The sequence below is a fragment of the Alteribacillus iranensis genome, assembly GCF_900113025.1.
Lineage (GTDB): Bacteria > Bacillota > Bacilli > Bacillales > Marinococcaceae > Alteribacillus_A > Alteribacillus_A iranensis.
In genome coordinates, this window is record NZ_FONT01000001.1 from 634,573 (window position 1) to 653,419 (window position 18,847).

Genomic DNA, 18,847 nt, shown 5'->3' on the forward strand with positions numbered 1-18,847 from the left:
CCAATCAGTTCAATGTTTTATTTATGGCTTCAAGAACTCGGTCGGCTTGAAATGGTTTCACGATAAAATCTTTCGCGCCAGCCTGTATCGCATCTATTACCATAGCCTGCTGTCCCATCGCTGAACACATGATAATTTTTGCGTTAGGGTCTTGTGACTTTATTTCTTTTAAAGCTGCTATACCATCCATTTCAGGCATTGTAATATCCATAGTTACGAGATCTGGGTTTGTATCTTTATATAGTTGTACTGCCTCGTGTCCGTCTTTTGCTTCCCCTGCAATTTCGAATCCATTTTTTTCTAATATATCTTTGATCATCATCCTCATAAATGATGCGTCATCTACAATAAGAACGGAGTGTGCCATAATAAATCCTCCTCATATTATTTCAATTTACGCAGGCGGTCTGCCTGGCTCACAATATCTGTAATCCGTACACCAAAGTTTTCATCGATCACTACTACTTCGCCTCGTGCTGTCAATTTCTGATTTATTAATATATCCACTGGTTCTCCAGCTAATTTGTCCAACTCAATGATAGATCCCGGTGAGAATTCTAATATATCTTTGATCGAATGCTGTGTTCGGCCTAGTTCAACCGTTACTTCTAGTGGAATGTCAAACAACATATTTAGGTTTTTTGTTTCTGCCTCATTCAAAGTTGGTTGATCAAAGGAAGAAAACGCTGCTGGTTGTACATTTTTTGATGGAACACTCTCAGTCTGCTGGTGAATAGGCTGTGAGCGTGTGTGCGAGTACGATTCTCGTGCGTCAGCGACGGGCTCGTCACGATGAATCGGCGACTTTTCTTTTTCTCTTTCTATTCCAGTCGCTTCTATATTTACCCCCGTTTGTGTTATTTCTTCATGAATTGCAGCCGGTTCTTCTGTTACAGGATTCATAAGCTCGTAGACCATTTGTTTAGCGAACGGAATGGTAAATATTTGCATAATATTTGAATCTACTAAAGACCCTATTTTTAAACGAAAAGAATTTTTTACGAGTAAATCATCCTCTGGTATATTTTCAATACCTTGATCTTCATTTACATCCAGTAGTTCTATTCCTGGAGGAGAAATATCAATACGTTTGTTAAATACAGTGGACATAGAAGTAGAGGCCGACCCCATCATTTGGTTCATCGCTTCTTGAACGGCGCTCAAATGGAGCTCCCCTAAATCATCCGAAGGATTACTACCATCACCGCCGAGCATAAGATCAGCTATAATTGCTGCGTCTCTCGTCTGAATCGCAAGTAAATTTGTCCCTTCCACCCCTTCTGTATATTGAACATTGACTGAAATATAAGGAATAGAAAACTCTTCATCTAAATGTTGGCGTTCAATAATCGAGACGACAGGCGCTGTAATTATCACTTTTTGATTCAAAAGCTGAGACAGAGCGGTAGCTGCACTTCCAAAGGAAATATTCCCAATTTCCCCTAGTGCGTCTTTTTCCACCGCATCCAAGTAACTATCAATAGATGTTTCTGTTGTTTCTTCTGTCTCATATTCTTTAACTGAGTCGATGGGTTCCTGATTGTCTTCCCCTTCGTCAGTTTCTCCGACACTTTTTAGAAGCTCGTTAATTTCCTCTTGGGAGAGCATGTCATCATTCATATTCGTCCCCCTCCTCGATTTCATCTGTAATTTGAACAGCCATTTTATTTTTCAGCTGACCCGGCTGCGCATAAAATTTTGTTTTATTCCCTGCTTTTACCAGCAATGGATCGGAAATTCCTTGATCCAGTTGAATCACATCCCCTTCTCTCAATTGGAGAAATTCTTCAATTGTCAGCTGTGATCGACCAAGTATGGCTGTCACGGACAATGGCGCTGATTGCACTGTTTGCTGAATTGTATTTTTATCGACTTCATTCGGAGTCGTTTTTTTATTTTGCATCCAGTGATGTACGGTAAGTTCCGGTAGTGTCTCTTCAAACACGACATGGGGAAGACAAATATTTACCATCCCGTTCGTTTCCCCAATTGTCGTTGATAATGAAATAACAACTACTGTCTCATTTGGAGAAACCATTTGAAGAAACTGCGGGTTGACTTCTATGTCATGTAAATAAGGCTGTATGTCTACTACGGATTCCCAGGCTGACTGAAATTCATCGAGCATTGCCTCAAATAATTGTTTTAAAATAATCGTTTCGATTTCAGTTAAGTTATCCACTTTATTAATGCTTGTTCCCTGTCCTCCTAAGAGACGGTCCAGCATGGCATACCCGACATTAGGGTTGACTTCCATCAGTATTCTTCCATCAAGAGGGGGAGCTTCAAATATATTGAGTAATGTCATTTTCGGTATAGATCGAATAAATTCTTCATAAGGAAGTTGATCAACGGAAGTTACCGAAATTTGTACGAATGTCCGCAGCTTTGCTGAAAAAGCAGTCGTTAACAACCTAGCAAAATTTTCATGTATCCTTGATAAACTTCGTACTTGGTCTTTTGAAAAACGAAGCGCTCGTTTAAAGTCATATGTGCGTATTTTCTTTTCCGCTTCTTCTTTTTTCAACTCATCCGCATCCATCTCTCCAGTAGATAATGCAGAAAGAAGCGAATCAATTTCATGTTGCGAGAGAACATCTGCCATTTAACTCACCCTTAATTCCACGTTTCCGATCCATTATTGGACAACTCGGTCGGTGATATAAACTCTGATTACTTGACCGGAATCCAACTTATCATTCAGTCTATCGCGCAAATCGGATTCCAGTGAATCCATTCCTTCTTGGCTGCGTAAGTCCTTTGCCGTGCGGCCAGCCAATTCATGAATAACAATGTTTCTAATTTGAAAATCACGTTTTTCTAGTTCTTTTCTAGCTTTCTTTGTATCCGCATGTATTTGAAAACTTGCTTTCAAAAAATCACCATTACTAAGGTTGGTCGTGATACCTTCTAGTTCCCAAGAATTTTCTATGATTTCATCTATGCTAGGCTCAGATCCTGCCTCAGAAGTAGAGTAAAAATTCATAATACCAAGTGCTAATACTGCGATAAGGGTAAGGGACAGTAATATAATAAGCATGATGTTAACCAATTTATTTTGAAGCAATGATCAATCCCCCTCCGTTTTGATAGACACGCCCATTAAGCCAATTCTTCGATAAAATGCATTGGCGGACTCCATTACCTTTTTCGGACTTTCTTTCACAAAAAGTTTTTTACCATTTGTTAACGTAATGGTAGTGTCAGGCAAGGCTTCCACTTGTTCAATTAATGGAGCACTCAAAAGAAATCGTTGACCGTTGAGTTTTGTTAATTCGATCATTTATGATTAGACCTGTTTAAATAGGCCCGTCCCCTCCTTCATCAGCCATTGCCTCATTAACGCTTCAAATTCATTAATTCTTGAAGGATCTCATCAGCAGTTGTAATTCCTCTCGTATTCGCTTGGAAGCCACGCTGAGCCACGATCATTTCCGTAAACTCTTCCGAGAGATCAACATTGGACATTTCTAAAGTACCAGCGACTAATTGCCCTGAACCTCCTTCGCCAGGAACAACAGGGTCTTCAGGTTCTCCTGAGTTGTCTGTCTCCTGGTATAGATTATTTCCAGCTTTTTGAAGTCCTTCTGGGTTAGGGAATTGTATTAGGGAGATTTGTCCAGCCTCTTGTAGCTCTCCTCCATCATCCACATAGTTTACCGTGCCGTCTGACCCGATACTAAAACTACGTGCATTAGTTGGAATGTTAATGGTTTCGCCATCGCCATCATTTAAGTACATTCCATTACTATTAACAATATCCCCCTCCGCATCAAGATAAAAATTACCTGCCCGCGTATAGTAGTCTTGCTCACCATCATTCACCCTAAAAAAACCATCACCAGAGATTCCTAAGTCTAATTCACGGTTCGTGTTTTGGAGACTCCCTTGCGTATGAATGGTATCGATGGAAGATAACTGTGCACCTAAACCAACTTGTCGTGGATTCGAGCCACCTCTTGTGTCAGTTGGTCCTGTCGCTCCTGCAATTTGCTGACTGACCATGTCACTAAATGTCGCTCTTCCTTTTTTAAATCCAAAAGTATTTACATTAGAGATATTGTTACTTGTTACGTCTAATTTCTGTTGGAAATTTTTCAACCCTGATATGCTTGAATACATTGAACGAAGCATCCGCTTCACCTTCCTTATTGAATCGATAATTTAGTTTGGTTCTATCCATCATCACTCTATAGGATGTACGCCTGTTCCTATGTTTCTCTCTGCCCTTTATTCCGCTTCTTCTTCCTCTGCAGAGTCATTTACGACGGGAGCACTTACTTGTAAGAGCTGCTCACTATTTATCCAGCGATCGTCCTGTAACAACAGACGGATGTTACCATCGGCATCGCGTTTAACAGACTGTATCGTTCCTTCCACTTCTTCTGTGTCTATAACCATACCCTCTTTTTCAATTTCGCGGAGCCACGTTACATCTTTCCCGATTAACTCGCTGTGTTGTACGAGCGATCCGCTTTCTTTCGTATGAACAAGATGCTGAATGGCGTCATTTATGTTTACCATTTGCTCCAGTGTAGAAAATTGTGCCATCTGAGCAACAAATTCCTTATCCTCCATGGGATTCAACGGATCTTGGTTTGATAGCTGGGCCATCAATATCTTCATGAAATCATCTTTACCTAAAATATTGCTTTCTTTTTTACTTACTATTTCCGGCCCTTTAGTGGAAGGCGGTGCGTACGTCTCTTGAATGGAATCGGACATTCTCTCACCTGCTTACGCTTGTTCATTAAAAGTAATATCATCCAATATGTTGGAAAATGTTTCTTTCTCCTCTGTTTCTTTTTTCTTTTGCTCATGGTTTTCCTGTTCCTTGTGCTCTCTACTCTCTTCTTTGTTCTGCTCTTGTTGTGTGTAAGACACTTGCTCTTCTATGTTAATTCGTTCTACCGGTATATTTTGTAGTTGGAAGGTTTGTCTTAAATGATGAATTTGACTTTCAACTATTTCCTTTGCTGCTTTCGTTGTCGTCATGATATGAGCATGGATGGAACCATTTTGTTGAATTAATTTCACATCAAGACGACCGAGGTGTTCAGGGTAAAGTTTTATAGATAATTGCTGAACCCCATTTCGAAACGATTGAAGATGGCTTTTTCCAATTAGATCTTGCAGCTGTTTGATAAATTGTTGCTGCTGGGCATGGTCTGTCTTTTTATCCCCTAAATGTATGACAGCTTGTTCGACTGTGTTTAGAACACCAGTGCTTTCTCTCATTATCGCTTCCGTCTGTAAAGGTTGATGCTCTTGAACCGGTGAGAGGACACTCCTAGAAATGATTTGTTGTAAAAGCTGATCGTTGGTAGACATGTTTCTTTTATTCTCACCTATCATTTTCGGTGATTTCAGAAGAAAAGGCACAGACATATTCTGCAGCTGATCCGACCCTGATTTCTTATATATATTCTCTTTTTCCTGATTGTTCGACTTCCATATCAGCTGTTGTACGAGTTGTTTTACTTCGTTTAATTGAAACGTAAAATCCTCTATCTTCGTAGTTTGAGTAGTTTGCTCCATCCCGCTCTCTTTATTGTTTAATACTTGGAGAAGAGCGAACATATTTACCATTGCTTGCACAGGTTTTTTTTCTTTTTCTATGAGAAAGGAAGTTTTATTCGTTTCAAACTTGGGTAAAGTGGATAATGAAGGGGAATATTCGGTCATTCCAGATACTGACTCAATCAAGTCTTTCAGTACTTGCAATGGTTGTACCCCTTCTAACTGCTCAGCAGCTAATTGATACTCTGCCGGCAACTTTTGAAGCAGCTCTTCCCATTCTCCAGTCCACTCAAATGGTTCTGAACCGATCGTTTGACGGATCTCCTCCGAAAAATGTGATACAAGTAAGCTTCCTTCTTCCCAGAGAGAGGCCAGCTCTATTGGTAATTTTTCATTCTTTGCATCTGGCTCGCTTCCTTCTTTACTATCTATCAACCTATCAAGCAGTTGAAAAAAAGGAGTACTCTCTTTTGACGTGCTATTTCCGCCGACTTCTTCTTGCTTCGTATCATTAGATGATTTCGACCCATGCTGTATTGGCAATGATATACCCTTGAATAGTGCCTCCACCTATGTCACCTCCTTTCACATTTTAATTAATCGTCTAATTCATTCATTATCTTTGCCGCTTTTTCAGGCTCCATTTTCCCTAGAATGGACGCCCTTGCTTCGGTGCTCATTTCTTCCATATGTAACAAAATATCTCCGTTATTCATTTCAGATAATATAGCAGCCGCTTTTCCCGCGCTCATGTTCTCATAAATTTGCGCCACTTCTTTTAAATGGCTATTACTTGCTGGTTCTTCCTCTTCCCTTTCAGCTTCTATCGATATGTGAAGCTCCTCGAGCTCCTCTTCTAACGTTCTAATCTCTTGATTCTTTGTGTCCAACTCTTGCTGAAGTCTTGTAATCTCTTCTTCTTTCTCATTGATTACATCTGTCGATTCCACCGATTCTTCCGATTTCTCTTCTTCAAACATAGCTGCTGCAAGTGGGAAATCTTGGATGGCGTTTTTACCCAAATCTGCAACATTCACACCTAATATCGACAAAATTACGGTACCAAGAACAAGGGCAAACAACACTGGAATCAGAATAAGAAATACAAACCATTGGAATTTCCCGGCTTTCTTTTCTTTTTTAACGCTTGAGGCCATTGGATCACCTCGTTTCGACGAAAGCATAGTTTCTAATAGAAATTTCATCCATCATTTTTAACTCTTCTTGCTTTCTTAGTTTGTCATACTCTTCTTTTTCTTTCTCTTTCATTTTTTCATATCTTTTACATTCAATTGCCGCGCTTTGTAATTCATCTTCTTTTCTATACATTTGATCTCTTGCAACATTTGTTTCTTGGGTGATTTTGCTGATTTTGTTCTGCAGGTGGAGCAGCAGCTTTTCATTATGCTGAAGCTGATAGATCTTTACACCCTTCGTCATCTGCTTTTCGTAAAGATCTTCCATTTCTTCTTTTTGCCTTAATAATTCATATAACGAAGTAGCCATCTTTTCAAACTGTGTCACAGATTGATGATATTCTTGTTCTCTTTTTTCTTTTTCCTTCTTTTTCATGTCTAATATTTTCTCGAAAGAGTATTGGAACGTCATGATAGATCTCCTCTAGCAGAAAAATTTTCCACTAAAAAACCGACAGTATGATCATAAGTTTGCGGTTCTCCAGTAGATTGCTGCAGAAAACCATTTACCAGAGGATAGGCCTGGATAGCTTGATCGATCTCTGGTGAGGATCCTTTTTTGTATGCTCCGATATTTATTAAATCTTCTGCTTCCACGTAAGTAGCTAAGGACTTACGAAAGGCTTCCGCTGCTTTTCTGTGCTGTTCCGTTACTATCTCTCCCATGATCCTGCTCACACTTTTTAATATATTAATAGCAGGGTAATGACCTTTATCAGCGAGCTTACGATCCAGGACTAAATGCCCATCTAAAATACCCCTTACTGCATCAGCGATCGGTTCGTTCATATCATCCCCATCAACTAGAACAGTATAGAAGGCTGTGATCGTTCCCTTGTCATTTGTCCCTGAGCGTTCAAGTAAACGAGGAAGAAGCGCAAACACAGATGGTGTATATCCTTTTGTAGTTGGAGGCTCCCCTACTGCAAGTCCTATTTCCCGCTGTGCCATCGCAAATCTTGTTACTGAGTCCATCATTAAATTCACATGTTGGCCTTGATCTCTGAAGTACTCAGCAATAGCCGTCGCAGTTAAAGCTCCTTTAATCCGCATTAAGGCGGGTTGATCTGATGTGGCGACAATAACCACAGACTTTTTCATACCTTCTTCTCCCAAATCACGTTCGATAAAATCTTTTACCTCCCGGCCCCGTTCCCCAATTAAAGCAATGACATTGACATCGGCGTCAGAATAACGTGTAATCATGGAGAGTAATGTACTTTTTCCAACCCCACTTCCTGCAAAGATGCCCACTCTTTGTCCTTTTCCAACGGTGAGCAGGCCATCTATTGCTTTAACACCGAGGGAGAGAGGCTCCTCTATGCGAGGTCTCGTCAACGGATTGGGGGGCTGCTTTTCTGTTTCTATGGTTATTAGGCCTTCTGGTAATGGTGATTGATCTAACGGAATGCCTGTCCCATCTAGTACTTTGCCGATGATCCCTGTACCTGTCTTCACTTGCAATGGTTTTTTTGTTGCTTCTACTAAACTACCAGGTCCAATTTCAGACGTTTGCTTTAACGGCATCAACAATACATTCTTATCTTTAAACCCCACTACTTCGGCTTTTGTCGTCTCTTTTGTATTCGTAGAATGGATAAGGCAAATATCTCCTACTGCGGTTTTCGGACCTTGCGATTCAATAGTGAGACCAACCACCCGTGTTACTTTTCCATACTCTTTGTATGGATTAATATCTTTCACTTTCGTAATAAGATCGGCCGCTTTCATTGTCATTTCACTCTTTCAATTGTTCCATAAGAACAGACTTTATCTCGTTAAATTGACTGTCAAGAGAGGCATCCACTTTCCCATAAGGGGTTTCGATAATACACGATCCAAGAGATAAGGATGAATCTGGGAAAATCATTAATTCTTGAGCATGCCCGAGAATTTTTTCTAATTCTTTTCGAATTTGTCTTGTTTGCTCATAGTGAGATGGCGATACGTAAATCGTTATTTCTTCGTTTTCTTTGACTTCTTCTAAAGCTTGTTTAACGAGCTGATTCCATAAGTCTTCGGAAGATTCAAAAGATGTTTCAACAATGCGGCGTGCGACTTCTAAGGCAAGATTTAAAATGACAGGTTCTGCCTCGGAAAGATAATGCTCATACTCTTTTTTTGCTTTTGTGATTACGTGGCGTGCTTCTTCTATGGCCTCTTCGTAAGTCTGCTGCCCCTCTTTGCGCCCTTTTTCAAATCCTTCTTCAAAGCCTTTTTTCTGAGCTTCATCGTATGCTTCATGAATGAGAAGCTTAGAGTTCTCTTCTTCTTCACTGATTTTCTGTCTTGCATCTTCTAACTCATGTACGGCTTGATTTTTCAATTGATAAGCTTGTTTTTCAACTTCCATTGCTTTCTGCTTCGCTTCTCTCAGTGATCTCATGTAGTCTTTGTTCTCTTGTTGCTGTAGAGAAGGAGCTTCCTTTAGTGTCGTAACAGTTTTCAAAGTAATGGACTTTGTCACCGTGTTTGCCGATTTTGTTTGTTCTGCTTTTATAACTTTAGACAATGACATCATCTCCTCCACCGCGAGCAATGACGATCTCTCCAGCATCCTCTAGTCGGCGGATAACGGAGACAATAGTTGTTTGGGCCTCCTCTACATCACGCAATCGGACTGGCCCCATAAACTCTATCTCTTCCTTTATCGTTTCTGCCATACGTTGTGACATGTTACCAAACACTACTTTTTTCACTTCTTCACTTGCAGCTTTCAACGCCAGCTGGAGATCTTCATTTTCTACATCTCGTATAACTCGTTGGATCGATCGATTATCAAGTGTGACAATATCTTCAAACACGAACATTCTCTTTTTCACTTCTTCTGCAAGGTCAGCATCCTGTAATTCCAACGTTTCTAGAATTGTTCTCTCTGTACTGCGATCTACTCCATTGAGAACTTCTACGAGAGATTCAATGCCGCCAGCTTCCGTGTAATCTTGTGTCACGGTAGTGGATAATTTTTGTTCTAACACATGTTCTACTTCATTGATGATCTCAGGTGACGTACTGTCCATAGTTGCTATTCGTTTGGCTACATCCGCTTGCACTTCTTGTGGAAGGCTGGACAAAATTTGACCGGATTGAACAGGGTCTAAATATGAGAGTATTAACGCAATGGTTTGTGGGTGTTCATGTTGAATAAAGTTAAGAATTTGGGCTGGATCAGCTTTGCGAGCAAAATCAAAGGGACGCACTTGCAAGGTGGACGTGAGTCTTTCAATGATAGACATAGCCTCATCTTCTCCCAGCGCTTTTTCTAAGACATTTTTGGCATACCCAATACCACCTTGTGAAATATACTCTTGGGCAACCGCTATTTGATGGAATTCTTCAAGTACTTCTTCTTTTGTCTCATTATCAACTCTCCGCACATTAGCAATTTCCAACGTTAATTGTTCAATTTCTTCTTCACTTAAATATTTATAAATTTCAGCCGAAGCTGTCGGGCCTAATGAGATGAGTAATGCCGCTGCTTTTTGCCGTCCGCTTAATTGGTTTCTCGTCCTCGGCATTCGTCTTGCTCCCTTCTCTTAATCCTCAGACAACCATGTCCTTAGTAACTTTGAAAATTCTTCTGGGTTATCTTTTGCTAAGTTCTCTAGCTGTTTGCGCCGAATTGCATGCTCTGTCTGCTCCTCTTCAGGCAGCTCTGGAACTTCTTGCTCTGTTTCCGTTTCACCAAGAAATAGATCCTCTTCTTTGTCTGTCTTTCTTTTTCTTAGGAGAAGGAATAACAAAAGTAATACGGATGCTGCCAAGACGCCGGCTGCTATATACATCCATAGTGGTATACTTGACGTCGGTTCTGATTCCATATCGACTTTTCCATTAAATTGCTGTGCTGAGACAAAAATTTTATCAAGAACCTCTGCATCAGTTACCTCATCCATATATGTTTCATCAATACTAGTACTTACAACAGTACTTAATATTTGTTCGATATCTCCTATCGTCTGCGGGTTTAGAGAGTTAGGATCTTCTGGATTCGGTGGTTCTACCATGACTTGAATTCCCATATCCCTAATTTTGTATGGGCTTTCGACGATTTCTTTGTGGATGCGGTTCACTTCGTTATTTATACGGTTTTCCGTTCGTTCATAATCCCCTTCACTCCCAGCTGCAGCGCCAGGATAGTTGGCTATATCCTCTTCTCCTGCTCCTGGAACGCCTCCGTCCTGCGGAGCTCCCCCTTCATACGATTCCGTAATGCGCTCAGCACTTATCTCAATACCTTCCATGTTTTCCTCATCAACTGGTTCGACAAGCTGTTCTTCTCTGTTTTCTTGAGTAAAATCTAGATCTGTTGTTACAGCGACAACCACCTTATCGGGTCCCATCATAGTGCCAAGCATTTGCTGAATTTGTGATTGTATATCTTTTTCAATGTCTTCTTGAATATTTCGTTGTTCTTGATATGCATTCATGGTGGATCCTGAATTATTTTGTTTTTCTTGATCAAAATACTCAAATCTTTCATTCATGATGACGATATTATCTTCAGACAGGTTCGGAACACTTTTTGAAACTAGATGATACAAAGCTTGAACTTGAGACTGTTCTACGTTACTTCTCCCGCCAGTATCAAGGACAACGGATGCTGTAGCGCTATCTTGTTCTTCTGATACCCACGTCGACTCTTCAGGCAAAGTAATCATCACGTTTGCTTTATCTACACCTTCAATGTTTTCAATTAGTTTCTCAAGTTCTGTTTGCATCGCTGCACGTTCCATGACATTGAATTCGTTATCGGTCATCCCAAAACCCATTTGACCTTCAATAAAGCTGTAATCAATGGAGCCGCTCTTCGGAATACCTTCTGCAGCCAGCTCTACTTTGAGTGCATCGACTTCGGAGGATGGGACGCTAATCGTCGTTCCGTCGTTCGATAGTTGAGAACTGACCCCTCTTGCATCTAAGCTCTCTTTAATTTGTCCTGTCTCTTCAGGGGGGAGATCCGTGTATAACGGGGTATACGAAGTACGAAAGCCGAAGAAAGCAGAAAGAAAGAGCACAACAATGAGGAGGATGAGTAGAGCGAGAAGCAAGCTTTTTTGTTTTTTCGTACGCTGGTTCCAGTATGCAGTTATTTTATCTTTCTCTTGGATCAACTTCTCTTTCATGGTTCCTCCCAATTATTCGACTAGTTACACTTGCATTCGCATCATTTCTTGGTATGCTTCTAATGCTTTATTTCTGACCTCAATGGTTGTTTGTAATAAAACACTAGCTTTCTCTGCAGAAATCATCACGTCGTGTAAATTTTCCACTTCTCCAGTAACCAATTTTTGAGTCATTTGATCTGATTCATGCTGAGCTTCGTTTACACGATGTATGGCTTCAGTAAATACTTTTTTAAAATCAGCCTGGACTTCCGCTGGAGATTTACTTACGGAAGCTTCTTGTTTTGGCTGAATAGGGTTCATATATGTATTATTAATGAGCGAGCTATCCACCTGTATCATTCCTTTTCTAGGCTATTCGTTATTGACCTCTTCCTATTTCAAGTGCCTTAAGAAGCATGTTTTTAGAAGCATTCATTACAGTGACATTCGCTTCGTAGGACCTGGTAGCACTCATCATATTCGTCATTTCCTTCAATGGATCTACATTGGGCAATTGGACAAAACCGTTGTCATCAGCTTCCGGGTGACTCGGTTGGTATACTTGTTTGAAAGGGGTCTGATCTTCGACTATCCTGTTGACTTTCACCCCTCCGCCCTGATTCTCCGATCCTTGCTTTGCTTTTTGAAGATAAGACGAAAATTGATTATCTTGTGGTGAAAAAGACACCATCTTCCTTCTGTAAGGCTCCCATTCCCCGTCAACCAAACGGCCTCTAGTAGACTCCGCGTTTGCCATATTTGCTGCAGTCACATCCATGCGAAGCCGTTGTGCTGTGAGTCCGGATGCAGAAGCATTCACGCTATGAAATAACCCCATCTATCATCGTCCGCCTTTCACAGCTGTTTTTAAGCTGCCATATTTACTGCTAATTCGATCAGCAAGTGCATTATACAAAATTTGGTTTTTTGCAAGGTTCGACATTTCTTTATCGATATCGACATTATTACCGTTATGGTTATAATCAGTCGATTTGTCGACAGAAACATAGGCTTGTCCGTTTGCTTTGCCGAATTCTATGTGCTGCGGCATGGTTCGTTCTGCTTCTAAACGGTGTGATGCATTGTCTAAAGCGTGACGAAACTGAGCACGTTTCGCTTTATAATTAGGAGTGTCGACATTCGCAATATTTTGAGAAATAGCCCGTTGTTCCAATTGCGCCCCCGCCATTCCTTTTTCTAACATCTGAAGTGATGTGGAATTAAATAAATTCATACATCCCCCTCCTTTTTAACTATCGCATAAGTACCTCAACTTTTGTCATGAAAAAAATGTGAATTTCTTTAAATTCCAGTAAATATTGTCATATTATGTCTTAATTTAAGAATTCCTTCCTAATCCTAACTCATTGTATAAAATTATGGTAAATATGTCTACAACATTTTTACCTAATACAGACAATCAAGATAAAAGAACCACTTGTTAAACTAGGCTTTTTGACTATTTAAATTTTACGTCTTTGCTTTCTTTTTCCTATATTAATAAAATATTCTCCCTTTATTTACATTCGAATCGCCATTTTTAACGGGCTTACTCATTTAAATATATGGACCGTAACTATAGTTCTACGTACTGTTAACATTTCTTCATGCTCTCTCTGTAACCACAAAATAAATGTTATATGAATAGACTGAAATAATGAAAGGTTAAGGCAAGAAGATAAAAAAGAGGGGGTGTAAGTAGCATGTGCAAAAAAGTGAGAAGTAATGGTATGAAAGGATTGAAGGCAAGTTCAGTGGAAGAGCGCGTAGTGGGCATGTACGCGAAAGATGAAAAGGAGCCACGACCTTTCTTGGATAGACGTGGCTTCTTCTTATCTGTAGGGTTTTTAAGCAGGAACGACTCTAACTATTTTCTTTAATCTTCTCCAACTCAACAAGGAATTTATCATTCAATACTTTAATATAAGTTCCTTTCATTCCTAGTGAACGGGATTCAATGACGCCTGCACTTTCTAGTTTACGGAGTGCGTTTACGATAACAGATCTTGTAATCCCTACGCGATCTGCAATTTTACTAGCGACTAAAAGACCTTCCTTACCATCGAGTTCTTCAAAAATGTGTTCAACTGCCTCCAGCTCACTATAAGACAAGGAGCTAATTGCCATTTGAACAACGGCTTTACTACGAGCCTCTTCCTCAATTTCTTGGGCTTTTTCATGAAGGATTTCCATACCAACCACCGTAGCTCCGTATTCGGCAAGGACTAAATCATCATCTTCATATTCATCATTCAAACGTGCCAGTACAAGTGTACCTAGTCTTTGTCCGCCACCAACAATAGGAACCACCGTAGTCAAGCCATCACGAAATAGTTCTTTGTCTTCTTCTGGGTAGGCAGTATATTCACTTTCTACCGTAAGATTAGAGGATGTCTCTGACACTTCGAACAAACCGGAAGTATATTCTTCAGGAAACTGACGATTTTTTATCATCTCTTCCATTCGCTCATTCTCTATTTCTTGTTTAATAGCATAGCCCAGTAATTTACCGCGACGGCTGATAACAAAGACATTTGAACTAAGTACATCACGAAGTGTTTCCGCCATGTCGGTAAAGTTTACACTGTCTCCTCCTGCTTTCTGCAACATATCATTGATTTTACGACTCTTCGTTAATAAATCCATTTTTTTGTCTCCTCCTGTATTTACTACAAAATATATCGACTTAAGTCTCGGTTTTTTGCAATAGTGGAAAGTTTTTCCTCCACATACTCTGGTGTTATAGTTATTGTCTCCATTGTTATCTCTGGAGCTTCGAAAGAAAGGTCTTCGAGCAAACGTTCTAACAATGTGTGTAACCTGCGCGCACCAATATTTTCGGTATGTTGGTTGACGTCCTCCGCGATTTCGGCGACCTTATCAACAGCTTCGTCAGAAAATTCCACATTTATACCTTCAGTACGTAATAAAGCTTGGTATTGCTTAATTAATGCTTGGTCGGTTTCCATCAAGATTTTTTTAAATTCTGCCGGTCCTAAACTGTCCAGCTCGACTCGAATAGGAAACCTTCCTTGGAGCTCCGGAATAAGATCAGATGGTTTGGACATATGAAATGCGCCTGCTGATATAAACAAAATATGATCCGTCTTAACTGGACCGTACTTGGTATTAATAGCGGAACCTTCTACAATAGGTAAAATATCCCTCTGTACGCCTTCTCTCGATACGTCCGCACTGTTCTGTGACTTCCCGGCAACTTTATCTATTTCATCTATGAAGATAATACCCAACTGCTCCGCTCTCGAAACTGCAAGTTGGCTCACTTCTTCAATATCGACTAATTTTTGTGCCTCTTGCTCCGTTAAAATCGGGCGAGCCTCAGCCACAGTGAGTCGTCTTTTTTTCTTTTTTTTCGGTAGCATGTTTCCGAACATTTCTTGCATATTCATACCCATTTGTTCCATACCTGAGCCTTGAAACATATCCATCATCTGAGAGGCTTGTTCTTCCACTTCTATCGTGACAAGTCTATCCTCTAATTCGCCTAAAGAAAGCTGATGTTCGATTTGACGGCGTCGTTCTGAAATATGTTGATCTTCCTGACGCTCATTTTCATCACTTGCGTTTGCCTCTTGATTCTGCTGCTGAAACAACATTTCAAAAGGATTCTTATAAGATTGCTGTTTCTTTTGTTCTGGTACGAGCAGTTTGACTAGCCGTTTATTCGCTTGTCTTTCCGCTTCTTGTCTTACAGATTTCATTTTCTCTTCTTTGACTAATCGTACGGAGGCTTCAACTAAATCACGGACCATTGATTCAACATCCCGGCCTACATAACCAACTTCTGTAAATTTAGTTGCTTCCACTTTGGTGAAAGGGGCACCCGTGAATTTCGCCAAACGCCTAGCTATCTCCGTTTTCCCGACTCCGGTGGGGCCGATCATTAAAATGTTTTTAGGGGTGATTTCCTCTTGTAGTTTTTCATCAAGCTTGCTGCGCCTGTATCTGTTACGTAGGGCTACCGCAACAGATCTTTTTGCCTCTTTTTGACCAATAATATATTGATCTAGTTTATCAACAATCTGCCTCGGCGTTAGTGACGTCTCCATTTTCTTCATCCTTTCCTAATTACCATACATCTCATGTGTTATTCGGAAAGTTCCTCTACTATTATTTGATCATTGGTATATACACAAATATCTCCTGCCGTCTTTAGTGCAGATTCAGCTATCGTCTTGGCATCTAAATGAGGTGCATGCTCTTTTAAGGCCCTTCCGGCAGCTAAAGCATAGTTACCTCCAGAACCAATAGCAATGATACCGTCATCTGGTTCTATCACTTCTCCTGTACCGGCTACAAGTAACAATGTATCGTTATTCATAACTACAAGCATCGCTTCTAAACGGCGCAGCATTTTGTCGCTTCGCCACTCTTTTGCCAGCTCTACGGCTGCTCTCTGCAAATTACCATTCCATTGCTCAAGCTTTCCTTCAAACATATCAAATAACGTAAAGGCGTCCGCGACTGAACCTGCGAAACCAGCTAATACTTGGTTATTAAAAATTTTACGTACCTTTCTTGCCGTATGCTTCATCACTACAGCTTCTCCAAATGTCACTTGGCCATCCCCTGCCATAGCTCCCTTTCCTTCATGCTTAATTGCAAAAATAGTTGTAGCGTGAAAGGACGATTCCATCTTTATTCTCCCTTCTTTCCCGCACGCGGATGGGCTTTTTCATACACACTTTTCAATCGATCCTTTGTAACGTGGGTGTATATTTGAGTTGTCGATAAATGCTCATGACCGAGTAATTGCTGTACACTACGCAAGTCAGCACCATTGTTTAATAAATGCGTGGCAAAAGTATGTCGTAAATCATGAGGGGATATCTCTAAAGATTGAGATACAGCTTTCACTCGCTTATTGACAATATAATATACCCCTCTTTCTGTAAGAGCGGCACCTTTGCTGCTTAAAAATAACGCGGCGGATGAATCTTTCTTCTGCTTCTTTGCTAATTGCTTTCTTGCATGTTGTTTATAATAGTCAATCGCTTCTAATGCAAAGCTTCCAACAGGAACGAACCTTTCTTTTCGCCCTTTCCCTTTGACCAGGACGGTGCCTAATTCCTCATCTATGTCGCCCACCCTCAAACGGCAGCATTCACTTACTCTAATCCCTGTTGCATACAACACTTCAAAAATAGCAAGATCTCTTTGATCGAGTAATTTGTTGGTATCAAAAGAGGAAAATAACTGTTCTAACTCGTTATCATATAAAAAATGAGGAAGTTTTTTTTCTCTTTTTGGCATACTGGCACTAAAAAAAGGATTCACAGTAATATGATCCTCTCGTTTCAAGAACGCAAAAAAAGAACGTAGGGATGATATCTTTCTTGCCACTGTAGCCCGTTTTAGTTTCCGGTCATACAAGTGGCTGTAATAGAGACGAGCCACATTCATATTTACTTCAGCAGGTGATGATATCTCTTCCGACTGTAGAAAAGAAGAGAAATCATCAATATCTTTGGTGTAGGCCTTTAATGTCCATTCTGAAGCATTTTTTTCTATTTGTAAGTATCGCAAAAAATTTGTCAAAAAAGTGTTAAACTCTTCCTCTGCCATGAAGCGGTCACCTCGTACTAAAAAGCTACTAAATCTTAACATAGTCCCCGCCAGTTAGCAAGACAGTTAATTATTTTTTCATAAAATTCTGAATGGACCCCAGTGCTCTTTCTGCCAGCTGTTCATTTCGTTCTTTTTTATTTTTTATTTTTCTATCTAGTGGAGGTAATAGCCCAAAGTTTGCATTTATAGGCTGAAAGTTATTTGGATCTGCCGTGGTAATATATTGAGCAAGTGCACCGATAACAGTGTCCTCCGGCATAACATCAAGCGGGCTTCCATGATACAGATTTGCTGCATTCCTTCCAGCTATTAGACCAGCAGCAGCTGATTCTACATACCCTTCCACTCCCGTTATTTGACCCGCGAAAAAAAGGTCTTCTCTCTCTTTTAATTGGTATGTCGGGTGAAGTAAGTTTGGAGAATTAATAAATGTGTTGCGATGCATGACTCCGTAGCGGACGATTTCAGCATTTTCCAAACCTGGAATAAAGCGAATCACTTCTTTTTGAGGCCCCCACTTTAAATGTGTCTGAAAACCGACAATGTTATATAACGTGCCTGCTAAATTATCTTGTCGCAATTGAACGACTGCATATGGTCTTTCCCCGGTTTCCGGATGCTCCAGACCCACAGGTTTCATTGGACCAAAAAGAAGTGTTTTCTTCCCGCGGCCAGCCATGACTTCAACAGGCATACACCCTTCAAAAAAGATTTCTTTTTCGAATTCTTTTAATGGTACGGTTTCTGCTGAAGTTAACGCTTCATAAAAACGATCAAATTCTTCCTCGTTCATCGGGCAGTTAATATACGCAGCTTCTCCTTTGTCGTACCGGGATTTAATATAGGCCTTTTCCATATCTATGCTGTCAGTTTCGATTATAGGTGCAGCTGCATCATAAAAATATAAGTATTCCTCTCCACTTAACGCTTTTATGTCTTTCGATAAAGATTCAGAAGTGAGAGGGCCCGTAGCAACAATCACCGGTCCTTCTGGAATCTCAGGAATCTCTTGATGGACTACTTCTACATTTTCATGACCTTTCACCAACTCTGTGACCTTGGCAGCAAACTCATGACGATCAACAGCGAGGGCTCCTCCCGCTGGAACGGAGCTTGTATCCGCCGCATGTATAATAACCGAGTCTAACTTTCTCATTTCCTCTTTTAAGACGCCAACGGCATTTGTTAAACTGTTTCCCCTTAACGAGTTACTACAAACTAGTTCAGCAAATTTATCCGTATGATGAGCAGGCGTTTGTTTTTCCGGTCTCATTTCAAAAAGACGAACAGGTACACCTTGATTTGCCAGCTGCCAAGCTGCTTCACTGCCAGCTAGTCCTGCTCCTATTACTGTCACTTTCTCCGATGCCATATTCATTCCTCCTAGAATTGAAAGAAAAAATTTTACGATTCGTTTCATTGCAAAGGAAAACC

The 18,847-nt window shown here is 40.4% G+C and carries 22 protein-coding genes; all 22 read right to left on the reverse strand.

Annotated elements, in window-relative coordinates; translation table 11 throughout:
• Positions 1–4 precede the first annotated feature (4 nt).
• Complete coding sequence (locus tag BM095_RS03130; RefSeq protein WP_091657236.1) at positions 5–367, reverse strand: response regulator; 363 nt, start codon at positions 365–367, stop codon at positions 5–7.
• A gap of 17 nt (positions 368–384) precedes the next feature.
• Entirely contained in the window at positions 385–1,620 is a 1,236-nt protein-coding gene (gene fliY, locus BM095_RS03135) for a flagellar motor switch phosphatase FliY (RefSeq protein ID WP_091657238.1), read from the reverse strand.
• Positions 1,613–2,605, reverse strand: a complete 993-nt coding sequence (gene fliM / locus BM095_RS03140) for a flagellar motor switch protein FliM (protein ID WP_091657241.1) — start codon at positions 2,603–2,605, stop codon at positions 1,613–1,615. The genes fliY and fliM overlap by 8 nt, the downstream gene beginning before the upstream one ends.
• A gap of 33 nt (positions 2,606–2,638) precedes the next feature.
• Positions 2,639–3,067, reverse strand: a complete 429-nt coding sequence (gene fliL, locus BM095_RS03145) for a flagellar basal body-associated protein FliL (protein ID WP_091657244.1) — start codon at positions 3,065–3,067, stop codon at positions 2,639–2,641.
• A 3-nt stretch (positions 3,068–3,070) separates the two neighbouring features.
• Positions 3,071–3,283 (reverse strand): flagellar FlbD family protein, encoded by a 213-nt coding sequence (locus tag BM095_RS03150; RefSeq protein WP_091657247.1) that lies wholly within the window; start codon positions 3,281–3,283, stop codon positions 3,071–3,073.
• A gap of 56 nt (positions 3,284–3,339) precedes the next feature.
• Positions 3,340–4,134: a flagellar basal body rod protein FlgG gene (gene flgG, locus BM095_RS03155; protein ID WP_091657249.1), complete on the reverse strand. Its 795-nt coding sequence runs from the start codon at positions 4,132–4,134 to the stop codon at positions 3,340–3,342.
• Between the two features lie 96 nt (positions 4,135–4,230).
• Positions 4,231–4,725 carry a flagellar hook assembly protein FlgD gene (gene flgD / locus BM095_RS03160; RefSeq protein WP_091657252.1) on the reverse strand — a complete coding sequence of 165 codons (495 nt, stop codon included), beginning with the start codon at positions 4,723–4,725 and terminating at the stop codon, positions 4,231–4,233.
• Positions 4,726–4,737: 12 nt separating this feature from the next.
• Complete coding sequence (locus BM095_RS03165) at positions 4,738–6,090, reverse strand: flagellar hook-length control protein FliK (protein ID WP_091657255.1); 1,353 nt, start codon at positions 6,088–6,090, stop codon at positions 4,738–4,740.
• A gap of 26 nt (positions 6,091–6,116) precedes the next feature.
• Positions 6,117–6,677, reverse strand: a complete 561-nt coding sequence (locus BM095_RS03170; protein WP_177194667.1) for a MotE family protein — start codon at positions 6,675–6,677, stop codon at positions 6,117–6,119.
• A gap of 4 nt (positions 6,678–6,681) precedes the next feature.
• Positions 6,682–7,128 (reverse strand): flagellar export protein FliJ, encoded by a 447-nt coding sequence (gene fliJ, locus BM095_RS03175; protein WP_091657261.1) that lies wholly within the window; start codon positions 7,126–7,128, stop codon positions 6,682–6,684.
• Positions 7,125–8,447: a flagellar protein export ATPase FliI gene (gene fliI / locus BM095_RS03180; protein WP_091657263.1), complete on the reverse strand. Its 1,323-nt coding sequence runs from the start codon at positions 8,445–8,447 to the stop codon at positions 7,125–7,127. Before fliI ends, fliJ begins: the two co-directional genes overlap by 4 nt.
• 7 nt (positions 8,448–8,454) lie before the next feature.
• Complete coding sequence (gene fliH, locus BM095_RS03185) at positions 8,455–9,228, reverse strand: flagellar assembly protein FliH (protein ID WP_177194668.1); 774 nt, start codon at positions 9,226–9,228, stop codon at positions 8,455–8,457.
• The gene (gene fliG / locus BM095_RS03190) at positions 9,221–10,234 is read right to left on the reverse strand and encodes a flagellar motor switch protein FliG (protein WP_091657268.1); all 1,014 of its coding nucleotides are present in this window, start codon (positions 10,232–10,234) and stop codon (positions 9,221–9,223) included. Before fliG ends, fliH begins: the two co-directional genes overlap by 8 nt.
• An 18-nt stretch (positions 10,235–10,252) precedes the next feature.
• Positions 10,253–11,842, reverse strand: coding sequence for a flagellar basal-body MS-ring/collar protein FliF (gene fliF, locus BM095_RS03195; RefSeq protein WP_091657271.1), 1,590 nt, complete (start codon positions 11,840–11,842; stop codon positions 10,253–10,255).
• A gap of 24 nt (positions 11,843–11,866) precedes the next feature.
• Entirely contained in the window at positions 11,867–12,145 is a 279-nt protein-coding gene (gene fliE, locus BM095_RS03200) for a flagellar hook-basal body complex protein FliE (protein ID WP_091657274.1), read from the reverse strand.
• A 58-nt stretch (positions 12,146–12,203) separates the two neighbouring features.
• Entirely contained in the window at positions 12,204–12,662 is a 459-nt protein-coding gene (flgC, locus tag BM095_RS03205) for a flagellar basal body rod protein FlgC (RefSeq protein ID WP_091657276.1), read from the reverse strand.
• 3 nt (positions 12,663–12,665) lie between these two features.
• On the reverse strand, positions 12,666–13,058 hold the full coding sequence (flgB, locus tag BM095_RS03210; RefSeq protein ID WP_091657279.1) for a flagellar basal body rod protein FlgB: 393 nt from the start codon (positions 13,056–13,058) through the stop codon (positions 12,666–12,668).
• Positions 13,059–13,687: 629 nt separating this feature from the next.
• Positions 13,688–14,470: a GTP-sensing pleiotropic transcriptional regulator CodY gene (gene codY / locus BM095_RS03215; protein WP_091657283.1), complete on the reverse strand. Its 783-nt coding sequence runs from the start codon at positions 14,468–14,470 to the stop codon at positions 13,688–13,690.
• A gap of 23 nt (positions 14,471–14,493) precedes the next feature.
• The gene (hslU, locus tag BM095_RS03220; RefSeq protein ID WP_091657286.1) at positions 14,494–15,894 is read right to left on the reverse strand and encodes an HslU--HslV peptidase ATPase subunit; all 1,401 of its coding nucleotides are present in this window, start codon (positions 15,892–15,894) and stop codon (positions 14,494–14,496) included.
• A gap of 38 nt (positions 15,895–15,932) precedes the next feature.
• On the reverse strand, positions 15,933–16,481 hold the full coding sequence (gene hslV, locus BM095_RS03225; RefSeq protein ID WP_091657288.1) for an ATP-dependent protease subunit HslV: 549 nt from the start codon (positions 16,479–16,481) through the stop codon (positions 15,933–15,935).
• 2 nt (positions 16,482–16,483) lie between these two features.
• Positions 16,484–17,410: a tyrosine recombinase XerC gene (gene xerC, locus BM095_RS03230; RefSeq protein ID WP_091657291.1), complete on the reverse strand. Its 927-nt coding sequence runs from the start codon at positions 17,408–17,410 to the stop codon at positions 16,484–16,486.
• 70 nt (positions 17,411–17,480) lie between these two features.
• Positions 17,481–18,833, reverse strand: a complete 1,353-nt coding sequence (gene trmFO / locus BM095_RS03235) for an FADH(2)-oxidizing methylenetetrahydrofolate--tRNA-(uracil(54)-C(5))-methyltransferase TrmFO (RefSeq protein WP_143083171.1) — start codon at positions 18,831–18,833, stop codon at positions 17,481–17,483.
• Positions 18,834–18,847 lie beyond the last annotated feature (14 nt).